This is a genomic window from Streptomyces mangrovi (assembly GCF_900114215.1).
In the GTDB taxonomy this organism is placed as follows: Bacteria; Actinomycetota; Actinomycetes; order Streptomycetales; family Streptomycetaceae; genus Streptomyces; species Streptomyces barkulensis.
In genome coordinates this window covers 41299-55900 of record NZ_FOSG01000011.1, presented here as the reverse complement: position 1 = coordinate 55900, position 14602 = coordinate 41299, and the positions used below count along the sequence as shown (strand labels likewise).

At 73.3% G+C, this 14602-nt stretch carries 15 protein-coding genes; 8 read left to right on the top strand and 7 right to left on the bottom strand.

Annotated features, from left to right (window positions below):
- Positions 1-5 precede the first annotated feature (5 nt).
- Complete coding sequence (locus tag BM237_RS16795) at positions 6-1307, bottom strand: alpha/beta fold hydrolase (RefSeq protein ID WP_093850491.1); 1302 nt, start codon at positions 1305-1307, stop codon at positions 6-8.
- Positions 1308-1478: 171 nt separating this feature from the next.
- Positions 1479-2219, bottom strand: a complete 741-nt coding sequence (locus tag BM237_RS16790) for an SDR family NAD(P)-dependent oxidoreductase (RefSeq protein ID WP_175541043.1) — start codon at positions 2217-2219, stop codon at positions 1479-1481.
- Positions 2220-2378: 159 nt separating this feature from the next.
- On the opposite strand from BM237_RS16790, the gene BM237_RS16785 reads away from it, so the two are divergent.
- Positions 2379-2558, top strand: coding sequence for a hypothetical protein (locus BM237_RS16785; protein ID WP_342746242.1), 180 nt, complete (start codon positions 2379-2381; stop codon positions 2556-2558).
- 157 nt (positions 2559-2715) lie between these two features.
- Positions 2716-4206 (top strand): MFS transporter, encoded by a 1491-nt coding sequence (locus tag BM237_RS16780; protein WP_093850489.1) that lies wholly within the window; start codon positions 2716-2718, stop codon positions 4204-4206.
- A 78-nt stretch (positions 4207-4284) separates the two neighbouring features.
- Here BM237_RS16780 and BM237_RS16775 read toward each other — a convergent pair whose 3' ends face one another.
- Both BM237_RS16775 and BM237_RS16770 read right to left on the bottom strand, forming a co-directional pair.
- Positions 4285-5262: a TIGR03557 family F420-dependent LLM class oxidoreductase gene (locus BM237_RS16775; protein WP_093850488.1), complete on the bottom strand. Its 978-nt coding sequence runs from the start codon at positions 5260-5262 to the stop codon at positions 4285-4287.
- Positions 5263-5463: 201 nt separating this feature from the next.
- Positions 5464-5919: a tellurite resistance TerB family protein gene (locus BM237_RS16770; protein ID WP_093850487.1), complete on the bottom strand. Its 456-nt coding sequence runs from the start codon at positions 5917-5919 to the stop codon at positions 5464-5466.
- A gap of 714 nt (positions 5920-6633) precedes the next feature.
- Between BM237_RS16770 and BM237_RS16765 the strand changes: the two genes are divergently transcribed.
- From BM237_RS16765 to BM237_RS16740, 6 genes are all read left to right on the top strand, one after another.
- Positions 6634-8073 carry a glycoside hydrolase family 10 protein gene (locus BM237_RS16765; RefSeq protein WP_425443703.1) on the top strand — a complete coding sequence of 480 codons (1440 nt, stop codon included), beginning with the start codon at positions 6634-6636 and terminating at the stop codon, positions 8071-8073.
- A gap of 226 nt (positions 8074-8299) precedes the next feature.
- Entirely contained in the window at positions 8300-8776 is a 477-nt protein-coding gene (locus BM237_RS16760) for a VOC family protein (RefSeq protein WP_093850486.1), read from the top strand.
- 363 nt (positions 8777-9139) lie between these two features.
- Positions 9140-9571: a hypothetical protein gene (locus tag BM237_RS16755; RefSeq protein ID WP_093850485.1), complete on the top strand. Its 432-nt coding sequence runs from the start codon at positions 9140-9142 to the stop codon at positions 9569-9571.
- Positions 9572-9684: 113 nt separating this feature from the next.
- Positions 9685-10179, top strand: a complete 495-nt coding sequence (locus tag BM237_RS16750) for a hypothetical protein (RefSeq protein WP_093850484.1) — start codon at positions 9685-9687, stop codon at positions 10177-10179.
- A gap of 120 nt (positions 10180-10299) precedes the next feature.
- A complete protein-coding gene (locus tag BM237_RS16745; protein ID WP_425443702.1) occupies positions 10300-11040 on the top strand; it encodes a DsbA family protein in 741 nt (246 codons plus the stop codon).
- Entirely contained in the window at positions 11037-11933 is an 897-nt protein-coding gene (locus BM237_RS16740; RefSeq protein WP_093850482.1) for a cytochrome c biogenesis CcdA family protein, read from the top strand. Before BM237_RS16745 ends, BM237_RS16740 begins: the two co-directional genes overlap by 4 nt.
- Positions 11934-11979: 46 nt before the next feature.
- Here the strand turns inward: BM237_RS16740 and BM237_RS16735 are convergent, their stop codons facing one another.
- The 3 genes from BM237_RS16735 to BM237_RS16725 form a co-directional block, all read right to left on the bottom strand.
- Entirely contained in the window at positions 11980-12570 is a 591-nt protein-coding gene (locus BM237_RS16735; protein ID WP_093850481.1) for a tyrosine-type recombinase/integrase, read from the bottom strand.
- Positions 12571-12698: 128 nt separating this feature from the next.
- Entirely contained in the window at positions 12699-13364 is a 666-nt protein-coding gene (locus BM237_RS16730; RefSeq protein WP_245793676.1) for a helix-turn-helix domain-containing protein, read from the bottom strand.
- Between the two features lie 151 nt (positions 13365-13515).
- Positions 13516-14568, bottom strand: a complete 1053-nt coding sequence (locus BM237_RS16725; RefSeq protein ID WP_093850610.1) for an NAD(P)-dependent alcohol dehydrogenase — start codon at positions 14566-14568, stop codon at positions 13516-13518.
- Positions 14569-14602: the final 34 nt, after the last annotated feature.

Genomic DNA, 14602 nt, shown 5'->3' with positions numbered 1-14602 from the left:
GGCCGTCAGATCTCGCCGCGCACCATGGCCAGCAGCCGGTTGTGGACGGCGGGGTCCACCCGTACGCCGTCGTGCGCGTGGGCGTTGGTGATCCAGGGGCGCAGGCCGCGTACGGCGGCGGCGGTACGCAGGGAGTGCTCGCGGTCGACGTACAGGTCGTCGTGGTAGACGGCCGCCGCCACCGGCACCCGGTTGGCGGCCAGGCGGTCGGCGTCGTACAGCGCGGGCCAGTCGGTGCGCCCGGCGAGCAGGTGGGCGGCCTTCGCCAGCGGCTCCAGCGCCGGGTCCTCCTCGAAGTGCCAGGGGTAGACCATCTCCCCGGTGAAGCGCAGCGGCCCGCCGCGCAAGGCGTCGAAGGCGGGGAACTCCTCCCGGACCCGGTGCGCGGACCAGGCGGTGGGCCGGCCGCCCTGGGCGTAGATGGCCTCGTGCAGGGCGGCGTACAGGGGGCGTTCGGCGTAGGAGACGGCGGCCTCGACGCCGCGCAGGAAGGTGTCGGACAGCTCCGGCCCGCGCACACCGGGCACGAACGCGGTCTCCAGCAGGTAGTGCAGGGAGTCGAAGGAGGAGACTCCGCCGAAGACGGTGCCCAGGGTCTGGAAGCGGCGCACGGTCAGCCGTTCGCCGGTGGGCAGCCGTACGTCCTCGCCCTCCAGGTGCCCGGCCACGGCGTCGGCCAGGCGCTGGTCGCCGGGGTAGCGGTCGAAGTAGCGCTCGTTGTGGTCCGCCACACGGGCGTAGGCGGCGCGGTAGACGTCGTCGGCGTGCGCGGTCAGGGAGGGCAGGCCGCCGGTGATCATCACCTTCTCCAGTCCCTCGGGCGCCAGGGACAGGTAGGTCAGGGCGCAGAAACCGCCGAAGCTCTGGCCGAGCACCGTCCAGGGGCGGTCCTGCTCCCCGTCGGCGGCGAGATGACGGCGCAGCAGTTCGGCGTCGCGGACGATGGAGTCGGCGCGGAAGTGCGCCAGGTGGGCCGCGGTCGCGGCGGCGCCGGGGAGGGCCGCGAGGGTGCGGCGGTCGGCCGGGGTGCTGCGGCCGGTGCCGCGCTGGTCCATCAGGACGACGCGGTGGTCGCGCAGCGCCTCGCGCAGCCAGGCGCCTGAGGCGTTCGGCCGTTCGGCCCGGTGGCCGGGGCCGCCCTGGAGCCACAGCAGCCGGGGCAGGTCCTCCCCCTCCCGCCCGGCGGCGGTCACCTCGCGGGCGAACAGGGTGATCTCCGGGCCGTCCGGGCGGGCGTGGTCCAGGGGTACCCGGAGGATGTGGTCGGCGCAGACGAGCCCGTTGTGGCGGTAGACGGCCGTGTCCATGGTGCTTGAGGCTCCTCGTGCCGGGGTCGGGGGTGCCGGGGCGTGTGCCGGGCGGCGTCGTTCGCACCGTACGCGGCGCACGCCCCCTCCGGGGGCACGGGCCCCTGCGAGCCGGGCGTACGCCGGGCGGCCCGACCGGTTCCGCGTGTCCGGGCGAACGGGCCGCGCCGCTCAGGTCCGCAGGTGGGAGGCCCCGTTCAGGTCCAGTACGGCGCCCGCGCTCCACTGGGCCCGCGGGGAGGCCAGCCACAGCACCGCCGCGGCCACCTCCTCGGGCGTGGCCACCCGCCCGTACGGGCTCTGCGCGCGGATGGCCTCTCCTTCGGGGCCGGTCAGGCGGTGGGTGACGCGTTCGGTGTCGATGAAGCCCGGCGCCACCGAGGTGACGGCGATGCCGTACGGGGCGAGGGCGACGGCCAGGGACTGGCCCAGCGCGTGGACGGCGGCCTTGGTGGCGCCGTAGGCGGGGTGGTCGGGCTCGCCCCGGAACGCCCCGCGCGAGCCGACGTTGACGATCCGGCCGCCGGTGCCCTGGCCGATCATGTGGCGGGCGGCGGCGTGGCTGAGGTTCGCCGTGCCGAGCAGGTTGACGTCCACGTGCCGCCGCCAGGACTCGCACCAGTCGTCGTACCCCGTGGTCGCGGGCGGGTGGGGGGTGTTGACGGCCGCGTTGTTCACCAGGACGTCCAGGCCGCCCAGGGCCTCGGCCGCCGCGTCCGCCAGCTCCGCGGTCTGCCGCGGGTCGGCCAGGTCCGCGCCGAGCAGGACGTGCCCGTCGCCGGGCAGGGAGGCCAAGGTGGCCTCGGCGTCCTGGCGGCGGCTGCCGTGGTGCACGGCCACCGTGTCCCCGTTGGCGGCGAACGCCCGCGCCACTGCCCGGCCCAACCCCCGGGACGCGCCGCTGACCAGCACGCGCCGGCCGCTGCCGGGGAACGCGGTGCTGTCCGCGGCCGCCCGGTCGGCGGCGGATGTCTCGGGTCCGTCGGGGTGCTGCACGCGGGGCTCCTCGGTGGGTCGGGGGTGTGGCCGTCGGGCCGTCGGGCGCCCACACCCTAATAACGCCGCCGTCTGGTGCCCCTGCTGGGGCGCCGTGCCCGCGCCATGCACGACTTCCTGCGGGACCGGGCCGCCCACGGCGTCCAGCCGTGGGCGAGGCTGTGGGGCGAGGGCCACGGGGAGACGTGGCGGCGCGACGCCGAGTACGTCGAGCGGCGCGAGGGGCTGTGGCTGGACGCCCTGCTCGGCGGTTGAGGCCGCCGGAGGGCCGGGCTGCGGGGGCGCCCGCGCCACAGCCCGGCCGTCCCCGTGTGCCATCCCCGCACGGGCGCGTGTGCAGCACCCGGCGCAGGGAAACCGTGAGGAGCGCGCCGAGGCGCACCCCCTCGGCACGGCACCGAAGGGAGAGGCGATGGCGACTGGCAGCCCCGTGGAATCGTCGGCCGGTACGGGCACGGTCACGACGTCCGTACCGGCCCGGCTCGACCGCCTGCCGTGGTCGCGCTGGCACTGGATGATCGTGATCGGGCTCGGCACGGTGTGGATCCTCGACGGCCTGGAGGTCACGGTCGTCGGCAACATCGCCGGGCGGCTGGCGGAGGAGGGCAGCGGACTGCCCATCACCTCCGCCGAGGTGACCGGCATCGCCGCGGCCCTGTACGTGGCCGGCGCCTGTTCGGGGGCGCTGTTCTTCGGCTGGCTGACCGACCGCTACGGCCGCAAGAAGCTCTTCATCATCACCCTGGCCGTCTATCTGGGCGCCACCGCGCTGACCGCGCTGTCCTTCTCCAGTTGGTGGTTCTTCGCCTGCCGCTTCCTGACGGGCTTCGGCATCGGCGGCGAGTACGCGGCCATCAACTCCGCGATCGACGAGCTGATCCCCTCCAAGTACCGCGGCCGCATCGATCTGATCATCAACGGCAGCTTCTGGCTGGGCGCGGTGGGCGGTTCGCTGCTGTCCATCGTGATGCTGGACACCGACGTCTTCGCCCTCGACGTCGGCTGGCGGCTGACCTTCGCGCTCGGCGTCGTCTTCGGCCTGGCCATCCTGCTGGTGCGCCGCCATGTGCCCGAGAGCCCGCGGTGGCAGTTCATCCACGGGCAGGGCGACGAGGCCGAGAAGCTGGTGAGCGAGGTCGAGGAGGGCATCCGCGCCGAGAAGGGCGCCGAACTGCCGCCGCCGGCCGGTGAGATCACCATCCACACGCGCCGCAGCATCGGCTTCGGGACGATCGCCCGCACGGTCTTCTCCCACTACCGCAAGCGGGCGGTGCTGGGGCTGTCGCTCTTCATCGGCCAGGCGTTCCTCTACAACGCCATCACCTTCGGCTTCGGCGCGATCCTGACCACGTTCTTCGACGTGGGCACCGGCTCGACCGGCTACTACTTCGCCGTCATCGCCGCCGGCAACTTCTTCGGCCCGCTGCTGCTGGGCAGGTTCTTCGACACCGTCGGCCGCCGCGTGATGATCTCCGGCACGTACATCCTCTCCGGCCTGCTGCTCTTCGCGACCGCCTGGCTGTTCGACGGCGGCCATCTGAGCGCCACCACGCTGACGGCCTGCTGGTGCGTGGTGCTGTTCTTCGCCTCGGCCGGGGCCAGTTCGGCCTATCTGACGGTCAGCGAGGTCTTCCCGATGGAGACGCGCGCGATGGCGATCGCCTTCTTCTACGCCATCGGTACGGCCGCCGGCGGCATCAGCGGCCCGCTGATCTTCGCCGAGCTCACCGAGTCCGGCGTCGTCGCGGACACCGCACTCGCCTTCCAGATCGGCGCCGGGCTGATGACCCTGGCCGGGCTGGTGGCCGTCCTCCTGGCGGTGCCCGCCGAGCGGCGCGCGCTGGAGGACATCGCCGTGCCGCTGTCGGCGCAGGTGACGCCCGCCCCGGGCAAGCGCGAGTGACCCCGGCCCCCCTGAACGGCGGAGGGGTGCTGCGGCGGTACCGCCGCAGCACCCCTCCGCCGTTCAGGGGGGCGCCGCTCAGGAGTCGGCCGGGCGCGGCGACAGTGCGCGGATGCGCTGGTCCAGCTCACCGCTGTAGAACTCCAGGAAGCCGTCCGGGTCGGGGCCGGCGTTCATCAGCACCAGCCGGTCGAAGCCCGCGTCCACGTACCGCTGCGCCATCTCCACGAACCCGGCCGGGTCCGGGCCGCAGGCGAAGTTGGCGAGGATGTCCTCCTCGCGGACGGTGGTGGTGGCGGCCGCGAAGTTGACCGGGTTGGGCAGCTCGCTCATGACCTTCCAGCCGGTGACGGCCCACCGTGTGGTCTCCAGGACGGCCCGGGCCGCGGTGTGCTCGTCGGGAGCCCAGGCCACGGGCACCTCGGCGTAGGCGGGGCCGGAACCGCCGGCGTCGTGGTAGTGGCGCAGGATCTCGGGCTTGGCCTCGGTCGCGAACAGCCCGTCGCCGAGCTCGGCGGCGATCCGCGCCGACGGGCGGCCGCTGGCGGCCACCGCGATCAGCGGAAGCTCCTCGGGGAGGTCGAAGACCCGCGCGTCCTCCAGGTGCAGGTGCTTGCCCTCGTAGGACCGGTATCCGCCGCGCCACAGCAGCCGGATGATCTCCAGCGCCTCGCGGAACATCTCGTGGCGCGCGGCGACGGCGGGGAAGCCCCGGCCGACGACGTGCTCGTTGAGCCGCTCGCCGGCGCCGACGCCGAGGACGAACCGGCCCTCCGAGAGCAGGGCGAGCGTCGCGGCGGCCTGGGCGATGATCGCCGGGTGGTACCGCACGGTCGGGCAGGTCACGCCGGTGGCCAGCCCGATGCGCTCGGTCCTCGCCGCGATGGTGCCCAGGACCGTCCAGGCGAACGGCGAGTGGCCCTGGTTGTCCAGCCACGGGTGGTAGTGGTCGCTGATCTCGACGAAGTCGAAACCGGCCTGCTCCGCGCGGACCGCCTGCCGGACGAGTTCGGCGGGCCCGAACGCCTCCGCCGCCAGTTTGTAGCCGATCTGCATCTGTCCCTCTGTCCCTCGCCGTACGTCGCCGTACGTGGTGCCGTTCGGTTGCCGCTCGCGGCGGGTTCCCGCAGTACGCGGCGCGAAACGGCGCGGTGGGCCATGTGGACGAGGGACGGCGGTGGGAGAGGACCGGGCATGGAAGCACGGGGTGCGGGGGCGCGGGGGTGTGATGAGGTGCGGGCCCCCGCGCTCACCGGTTCACAGGTCGAACTCGTGCGGGGGCAGGTCCAGTGCCCGGCAGACCTCACGGACCACGGCCCGTTCGGCGAGGTCGAAGCGGCCGTCGGCGCCTGCGATGACGATGCCGATCTGGACGACGGCGCGCGCCTCCAGCGGCTTTCTCCTGACCCCGGCGATCTCCCGGAGGGCGTCGGCCCTGCCGCTCTCGCGGTCGGCGGCGATCGCGTCCAGCCGGCCCTCGAAGAGGCCTTGCAACTCGTCGGCGGGGAAGTTCTTCAGTACTTCGTTGTTGGCGATCAGATAGGCGACACGGCGCCGCTCGGCCGGGTCGACCGTGCCGTCGGCCGCGGCGACGAGTGCGCACATCGCCATGGACGCGTCGCGGAACGCGCCGCCTCTGAGCTCGTTCCTCCTCTCCTCCAGCTGGGCCTGCATCGTCTGTGCGGATTCCTTGAGGCGGTTCCACAGTGCCACGGGCACACTCCGTACGTCGCTCGAGAGGTCCTGGCCGTGCGCCGTCCGGACCGTCCGCCCGGCGGGGCGGCGCGGAGCCGCGGCCGTCCGCGCGCCGTTCGGCTCCGGGGGAAGGATAGAAGTGCCCCACCGGCTCCGGTGACATCGCCCCTGGCCGGAGAGGCGAATACGCCGAACGGGTGATGCGCCGTCACAGTGCCCGTGGAAGCTGTCCGCTGGAGGTCGGCCCGGGAAGGCGGACGCGGATCGCTTTTCCACGGCCAACCGGGTGTGAGCGGCGGATCGCCGGGCACGCGCACGGTACGGCCGCGCCCGCGACGCCCCTCCCCCTCGTCGCGGCGCGGCCTTGTGCTGCCCGGGGCCGGGGCTCATGACCGTGCGGTGGACGACCTCTTGTTCCATCCGGAAAAAGACCGAAACTTTCGACCGGGAACATGCCCCGATCGATCCATTCCCCCCTTCGCATACTCCAACAACCATGCCAGGGAGGGGGGCTGGACCTCGATAGCATCCGAAATTTTTCCGGAAGGAAGCATTGACGCTGACTCGTGGTCAGCGCATACTCCACTTCGATCGTTGCTGATCGCCATGGACCTGTCACCGGCCTCGCGCCGGTCGGCGGGGCCAGGAGCCGCGAACGGCACACCCACCGGCCCGACGGCGTCCCGTCCTGCCCCGGCAGGACGAAGGCGGGCCACGGACGAAGGGACCGCAGTGATCGACACCCCCCGCACCTCCCACGAACCCAGAACACCAGGCCGGCGCGGCCGCTCCGCGCTGCGCAACGCGCTGGTCGTGGGTGCCACTCTGGCGCTGGCGGCCGCAGGCACCGTCACCGCTCTGACCGGCACCGCCTCCGCCGCCTCCACCCTGGCCGGGGCAGCGGCCGAGCAGGGCCGCTACTTCGGCACCGCGATCGCCGCCGGCCGGATGGGCGAGTCGGACTACATGAGCGTCCTGAACCGCGAGTTCGACTCGATCACCGCCGAGAACGCGATGAAGTGGGACGCTCTGCAGCCCTCCCGCAACTCGTTCAACTTCTCCACCGCCGACCGGATCGCCAACCACGCCCGCAGCCAGGGCATGAAGCTGCGCGGCCACACCCTGGTGTGGCACTCCCAGCTGCCGAGCTGGGTGACCAGCCTGTCCACGAACGACCTGCGCTCGACGATGAACAACCACATCAACCGGGTGATGGGCCAGTACAAGGGCCAGGTCCACTCCTGGGACGTGGTCAACGAGGCGTTCGAGGACGGCTCCAGCGGCGCGCGCCGCAACTCCGTCTTCCAGCAGCGCCTGGGCAACGGCTTCATCGAGGAGGCCTTCCGCACCGCCCGGGCCGCCGACCCGGACGCCAAGCTCTGCTACAACGACTACAACACCGACAACTGGAACCACGCCAAGACCCAGGCCGTGTACAACATGGTCAGGGACTTCAAGTCGCGCGGCGTGCCCATCGACTGCGTCGGCTTCCAGGCCCACTTCAACAGCGGCAACCCGGTGCCCAGCAACTACCACACCACCCTGCAGAACTTCGCCGACCTCGGCGTCGACGTCCAGATCACCGAGCTCGACATCGCCGGCTCCGGCTCCTCCCAGGCCGAGCAGTTCAAGGGCGTCACCCAGGCCTGCCTGGCCGTCTCGCGCTGCACCGGCATCACCGTCTGGGGCGTGACCGACAAGTACTCCTGGCGCTCCTCCGACACCCCGCTGCTCTTCGACGGCAACTACAACAAGAAGCCCGCCTACCAGGGCGTCATGGAGGCCCTCGGCGGCTCCGACGGCGGCGGGACCACGGGAGGCACCGACGGCGGCACGGACGGCGGGACCACCGGTGGCGGCGACACGGCCTCCTGCACCGTCACCTACGAGCAGACCGAACGATGGGGCGACCGCTTCAACGGCAGGGTGACCGTCAGGGCCGGCAGCGCCCCGATCACCAACTGGTCCACGACGGTGACCGTCTCCTCGCCCCAGAAGATCTCCGCCACCTGGAACGGCACCCCGAGCTGGGACTCCAGCGGCAACGTCATGACCATGCGGCCCAGCGGGAACGGCACCCTGGCGGCCGGCTCCTCCACCAGCTTCGGCTTCACGGTGATGGCCAACGGCAACTGGAACGCGCCCCGGCTCGGTTCCTGCACCGCCTCCTGACCCCGGTCACGGCGGCTCCCGCACACACTCCCTCCCCCCACAACCGGTGGCGCGGCGGTCTTCGGACCGCCGCGCCACCGGCGCGTCGGCATCCTTCCGTCTCCTTCCGCCCCCGCCCGATGCGCCGCCCGTCCGGATCCACCGGGCGGGCGGCGATGAGTTCCGGCGGCCCGGCCGGTCCACCCATCGGAAGGCGTTCGGCATCCGCACACCAGGAGGGCATGCCATGCAGAAGCAGAAGATCGCGACCTGTCTGTGGTTCGACGGCCGGGCCGAGGAGGCCGCCCGGTACTACACCTCTCTCTTCCCCGACTCCCGGATCACGGACGTCCAGCACTACGGCGAGGCCGGGCCGGGCGAGCCGGGATCGGTCATGACCGTCACCTTCGAGCTCGCGGGACGCGAGTTCATCGCGCTCAACGGCGGCCCGGAGTTCACCTTCAGCGAGGCGATCTCGCTCTCGGTGGACTGCGCCGACCAGGCGGAGGTGGACGAGCTGTGGGCCGGTCTCACCGACGGCGGCGAAGAGAGCGTGTGCGGCTGGCTCAAGGACCGCTACGGCCTGTCGTGGCAGATCGTCCCGCGGGAGCTGCCCGAGCTGCTGAGCCACCCCGACCCGACGGTGTCCCAGCAGGTCATGAAGGCCATGCTGGGCATGAGGAAGATCGACGTCCAGGCCCTGCGGGAGGCCGCCGGAAAGTGACGCCCGGCGCCCCGTCCCGGCCCGGTCGGCCCCGACCGGAGCGGATCAGAGGGGGGCGGCTCGGACGGGGGCGGCTCGGACGGGGGCGGGGGCGCTCCATGCGCACCAGAGCATCGATCGAGCGGGCCTGCTCGCCCCCCGGGGCCGACCGCACGTGACGGGCCCCTCTGGACATTCATACCCCTAGGGGTATAGAAACGGAGGTGGTGTCCGCGCCCCGGCCTCTCCCGCCCCACCCGCCCCGCGGAAGGAGGGAAGACCCACGGCCGACACCGTCCTGTACGCTGCCGAGCGTCCCCGGTCACCCGGTGGACCGCATGTTTCACGCCGACCGGGCCCTGCGGGAGAGGGGGAGCACAAGCGATGCACGTCTTCCGCCGCCTCCCCGGCCTCTCCCCGTGGGCCGTCTGCGCCCTGGCCCTCACGGCCCTGCTGACGGTGCTCTGCGTCCCGGCGTCGGCCTCCTCGGCCCATCAGGACCGCGCTCTCACCCCCGCCGGGTCCGCACTCCTCGCGGAGGGGTCCCACGCCTCAGGGACGCCCGCGTACGCCGACCGGGTGATGGCGGTGGTGACCGCGCCCACGGCGGGCGACGGTGACTCCCCCTCGTGCTCCGGCGACGAGGGCGCGCCGGCGGTCGTTCCCGCCACAGGCGCGGGAGACCCCGTGGCGGCGCCCGAGGTCCACGGGCGCCCCGTGTCCGCGGACCCCGGCATCCACGGCGCCCGGGCTCCCACCGGCCGGGCCGGGCCCGTCACGCACGACCCGCACGCCTTCACCGTCCTGAGGATCTAGACCTGTCCGGGGCCGCCTTCCGCGGCTCCCGCCGTCGCCATCGTTCACACGCGGTCCGCACACGGACCTTCCGGTCCCCCGGTTCCGCGTCACGACAGGACAGGATCTCCCTCATGCTCTCCTCCCTTCCGCGCACCCTGCGCACGGTCGGCATCGCCCTCGCGGCGTGGACCCCGCTGCGCTGGGGCGCCGCGGCGGGCGGCGCCGCCCTGACCGCCCTGCTGGTCGGCCTCCCCGCCGCCGTCATCCCCAACCCGCTCTTCTCCCGGATGACCCCGACGCTGTGGTGGAACTACCCGACGCTCGTCGCCACCGCCCTGCTGGCCGGCATCGTCCTCGCCACCTATGTCAGGGCCCCCGGCGCCCCCCGGGCCTCGCGCTCCGGCTCCATCGGCGGTGTGCTGTCCTTCCTGGCCGTGGGCTGCCCGGTGTGCAACAAGTTCGTCCTCATCGCCCTGGGCACCTCCGGCGCGCTCAGCGTCTGGGCCCCCATCCAGCCGTTCCTCGCCCTTGCCTCGGTCGCCCTGCTGGCCGTGGCGGCGGTGAAGCGGCTGACCGGTGAGATCGCCTGCCGCGCTCCCGTGCAGGACGCGGCCCCCGCGGCCTGACCGCTTCTCCCCGCAGGGCTTCCGGCAGACCTCTTCCTCCTGCCCTTCTCCCCTGCTTTCCGCCACTCCTTCCCGTTCCTCCCCTCTCCCTGTTCTTCCTGGAGCTTTGCCATGCCCGCCATGTCCAGCACGTCCACACGCCGCAAGCGCGGCGTCCTGGCCGCCGTCGCCGTTCTCGTCCTCGCACTCGTCCTGGGCCTGGTGTCGGCCCTGGGCACAGCCCCCGGCTCCGGCGACGACGAGCCCGCGGCCCGGGTCGAGACCCCGCAGGACACCGCACCCCCCAACGAGGACCTCCTCGCCCTCGCCCGCCGCGACGACGGCGACCCGAACGCCATCGGCAGCACCGACGCCCCCGTGGTGCTGATCGAGTACGCCGACTTCCAGTGCCCGTTCTGCGGGAAGTTCGCCCGGGACACCGAGCCGGAACTGATCGAGAAGTACGTCGAGTCCGGCGTCCTGCGCATCGAGTGGCGCGACTTCCCGATCTTCGGCGAGGAGTCCGAGGCCGCCGCGCGGGCCGGGTACGCCGCCGGGCGGCAGGGCAGGTTCTGGGAGTTCCACAAGCTCGCCTTCGGCGAGGAGCGCAAGATGAACAGCGGCCACTTCGCCGGGGACGAGCTCGTGGAGATGGCCCGCGAGGCCGGGGTGAAGGACCTGGAGAAGTTCCGCTCCGACATGGACAGCGACGCCGCCGGCAAGGCGATCGAGCGCGACTCCCGGGAAGGCTACGAGCTGGGCGTCACCAGCACCCCGGCCTTCCTGGTCAACGACCGGCCCATCCTGGGCGCCCAGCCGACCGAGGTCTTCACCGACGCGATCGAGGACGCGAAGAAGGCTGCGGAGACACACGCCAAGTGAGCGACATCGGATATCTCGCCGCGTTCGCCGGCGGGCTGCTGGCCCTGCTCAGCCCGTGCAGCGCCCTGCTGCTGCCCGCCTTCTTCGCCTACTCCTTCAACAGCCCGGCCCGGCTGCTGGGCCGGACCGCGGTCTTCTACGGCGGCCTGTGCCTGACACTCGTCCCGCTGGGCGCCGCCGGCTCCTTCGCCAGCCGGCTGTTCTACGGCAACCGCGACCTGCTGGTCACCGTCGCGGGCTGGACGGTCATCGCGCTCGGCGTCGCTCAGATTCTGGGCCTGGGGTTCGCCTCGCGCCGGATGCAGACGGCCGCGGCCGGCATCCGGCCCTCCTCGCCCCTGTCGGTCCTGGCCCTGGGCGCGGTGTACGGGCTGGCGGGCTTCTGCGCCGGCCCCATCCTGGGCAGCGTCCTGACCGTCGCCGCCGTCAGCGGCAGCCCCTGGTACGGCGGCGCCCTGCTGGCCGTCTACGCGCTGGGCATGGCCGTGCCGCTGTTCGTCCTGGCCCTGTTCTGGGAGCGCTTCGAGCTGGGGCGCAGGAAGTGGCTGCGCGGCCGCCCCCTGCGCGTCGGACGGTTCGAGACGCACAGCATCTCGCTGCTGTCCGGACTGTTCTTCATCCTGCTGGGCGCCGTCTTCCTGGTCTTCGACGGCTCCTCCGCGCTGCCCGCGCTGCTCGACGTCGACCAGGAGTTCGCCCTGCAGCGGTGGGTGACGGAATGGGGCGGCGGCATCCCCGACGCGGCCGTGCTGGCCGGGATCGCCGCCCTGGCGGCCGCCGTCCTGCTGCTTCGGGCATGGCGCTCCCCCCGGCAGAGCGGCGACAGCGGCGAGGGGGACGGCGGGGCGGCCGGCGCGGAACGGAGGCGGGAGACCACCGGCCGGACCGACTGACGCGGGCTTCCCTCCCCCGGATCCCGGGCCGCTGAGGGCCCGCGCGTCACGCCCCGGCGGTGGTCCAGGCACGGCGGAGCTGCTCGAAGCGGGTGGGCAGCGGGGGGCGCCGGCCGGCGTGGGCGGCGTTGGTGCGGTACACGAAGCGGCGCCAGGAGAGCACCAGGCCCTGCCGGGTGATGGGCAGCCCGGCCGCGACCGTCACCCCGTTGTCGTGCGTGTGGTGGACCGTCAGCAGCAGTGCCTCGGGGACCGAACCCTCCAGCTCGGCGCACAGGTCGGCGCGGACGTCCATCCAGCGGCGCAGTACCAGCACCGTGCCCGCGTCCAGGCCGTGCCGCCGCGGGACGCGGTGCTTGCCGTGCTCGACGTCCACCCGGCCCGCCCCCAGGTCCAGCGACCGCACCGTGCACCGCAGCAGGTCGCCGTAGCGTGCGCCGGAGGCCCGGGCCAGGCCGGTCACCACGGCCAGCCGCACCGTCTCCGGCTTCGCGCCCTCCTCCATGGCCTGGGAGGCCAGGGTCCGCCACACCCACTCGGCCTCCTCCAGCGACACCGGGGGCCTGGGGTAGCGGGCCTGTGCCGCCCTGCCGGGCTCCTCCGCCTGCTCCGCCTCTTCCGCCCGCCCGGTCGTCATGGTCTCCGTTCCGTCCGTACTGCTCGGATTCTCCAGAGTTTCGGATTCTCCAGAGTTATCGTACGCTTGGCACATTATTTTTGTCGATGACGGCGCCCCGCCCCGGCGGGACGGTCGCGTCCCGCCGGTCACTCCGTGTGGATGCGGCGCCCGGTGACGCGCTCGGCCCGGATGACCACCCACAGGTCGCGTTCCTCTCCCCCGGCCCAGGGCTCGCTGAGCTCCTGTCCGGCCAGATGGCGGGCCTCGTCCGCGCCGGCGGCCCGGGCCCGGCCCACGACCAGGACGCTCCAGCCGCGCCGGAAGGCGTCGTCCACGTAGTCGACCTCGAACGCCACCTCGTGCCCCACGGCCGCCGAGGGCGCGGAGCCGGGCTTGGTGCGGAAGGCGATCGCGCCGTCCGCGACCTGGTAGTTCACCGGGATGATGGCGGGCCCGTCGGCGGTGGTGACCGCGATGCGCCCCACGCCGTGCGTGGAGAGCCTGGCCCAGCACTCCTCCTCGTCGAGTTCGAGGTACCGGGGGCGGCCCGCGGGCCGCCCCCGCCCGGGCGGGGTGTTGGTGCCGCCGCCGCGCAGCCACTCCACGGAGGTCTCCAGGGCGGCGGCCAGCCTGAGCAGTCCCGGCCCGCTCGGGGCCGAGGGGTGCTCCTCCAGGTACTGCAGGTATCCCGGCGCCATGCCGGCCCGTACCGCGGCCTCCTCACGGGTGAGGCCCAGCCGCTCGCGCTGGAGGGCCACCCGCCGGCCGATGTCCCCGGTGTCCGGCAGCTCGTGGTGCTCCTTGTCGGGCACGGCCACCGCCTCCTTCCTCGAGCCCACCGCTGGTGCGGGCTCCGCCGTGGCGATCGGGTACCCGTGCACGGGTACCCGATCACGCCCCGCTCCATGGGGGCCGAAGGGGCACACTCGCGGACAGGGTCCGAGGCCGGGGCCGGCCGGCGGGTCAGGCCTCGGCGGTGGGCACCAGTACCGCCCGGCCGTCGACCCGGCCGTCGCGCAGCCGCTGGTAGACCTCGCCCGCCTCACCGAGCGGATGCACCTCCACATGCGGGCGGATCCGCCCGGCACGGGCGAGGGCGACGACCTCGGCCAGTTCCGGCCGGGTGCCCCAGTACGGGATCGACACCGCGGCCTCGAAGGGCACGGCCCCGAAGGTGACGGGCAGTGTGCCGCCCGCCAGTCCGACGACGGTGATGTCGGCCTCCACGGCGGCGCACGCGGCGGCGGTGGCCATCGTGGCATCGGCACCGACGCAGTCCAGCACCAGGGTGGCGCCGAGGCCGCCGGTCAGCGTGCGGATCCGGTCCGCGTCCCCCTCTCCGGCGGGCACGCAGTGGTCGGCGCCCGCCCCGGCGGCCAGGTCGAGCTTGTCCGGGGCGACATCGACGGCGATGACGTCGACCGGACTCAGCGCCTTGAGCAGCTGGACGGCCATGTGCCCCAGCCCGCCCACGCCGATCACCACCGCCGCCGTTCCCGGCACCAGCTTGTGCAGGGAGCGCTTGACGGCGTGGTAGGGCGTCAGGGCGGCGTCGGTCAGCGGGGCGGCGGTGCGCGGGTCCAGGTCGCCCAGTGGTACGAGGAGCCGGGCGGAGGGGACGAGCATGTACTCGGCCATGCCGCCGTCCAGGCCCAGTCCTCCGCCGGCGGCCCGGAGTTCGGCGGCCCGGTGACAGTAGTTCTCCGCCCCCCGGGCACAGGCGGGGCACACCCCGCAGCCCCAAGGTCCGTAGACCAGTACCGCGTCACCCTCGCGCAATCCGGCGTTCTGTGTGCCCGGCCCCAGGGTGTGCACCCAGCCGGAGGTCTCGTGACCCAGGGTGAAGGGCAGGTCATAGGGCATCGTTCCGGCGGGCCAGTCCATGACGTGCAGGTCGGAGTGGCACACCCCGGCACCCGCCACCTTCAGCAGGACCTCTCCCGGGCCGGGTTCCGGCACCGGGACCCGGGTCATCTCCGGGGGCTTCTGCCAGCCGGTGAGCCGCACCGCGGTCATCTCGGACATCCGCTTCCTCCCATCCGTACACGGC

Excerpts from the sequence above, each read along its gene's own strand:
- BM237_RS16780 (WP_093850489.1), top strand. The coding sequence starts at position 2,716 with ATGGCGACTGGCAGCCCCGTGGAATCGTCGGCCGGTACGGGCACGGTC.
- BM237_RS16725 (WP_093850610.1), bottom strand. The coding sequence starts at position 14,568 with ATGACCGCGGTGCGGCTCACCGGCTGGCAGAAGCCCCCGGAGATGACC.
- BM237_RS16795 (WP_093850491.1), bottom strand. The coding sequence starts at position 1,307 with ATGGACACGGCCGTCTACCGCCACAACGGGCTCGTCTGCGCCGACCAC.
- BM237_RS16755 (WP_093850485.1), top strand. The coding sequence starts at position 9,140 with ATGCACGTCTTCCGCCGCCTCCCCGGCCTCTCCCCGTGGGCCGTCTGC.
- BM237_RS16745 (WP_425443702.1), top strand. The coding sequence starts at position 10,300 with ATGTCCAGCACGTCCACACGCCGCAAGCGCGGCGTCCTGGCCGCCGTC.
- BM237_RS16775 (WP_093850488.1), bottom strand. The coding sequence starts at position 5,262 with ATGCAGATCGGCTACAAACTGGCGGCGGAGGCGTTCGGGCCCGCCGAA.
- BM237_RS16760 (WP_093850486.1), top strand. The coding sequence starts at position 8,300 with ATGCAGAAGCAGAAGATCGCGACCTGTCTGTGGTTCGACGGCCGGGCC.
- BM237_RS16735 (WP_093850481.1), bottom strand. The coding sequence starts at position 12,570 with ATGACGACCGGGCGGGCGGAAGAGGCGGAGCAGGCGGAGGAGCCCGGC.
- BM237_RS16750 (WP_093850484.1), top strand. The coding sequence starts at position 9,685 with ATGCTCTCCTCCCTTCCGCGCACCCTGCGCACGGTCGGCATCGCCCTC.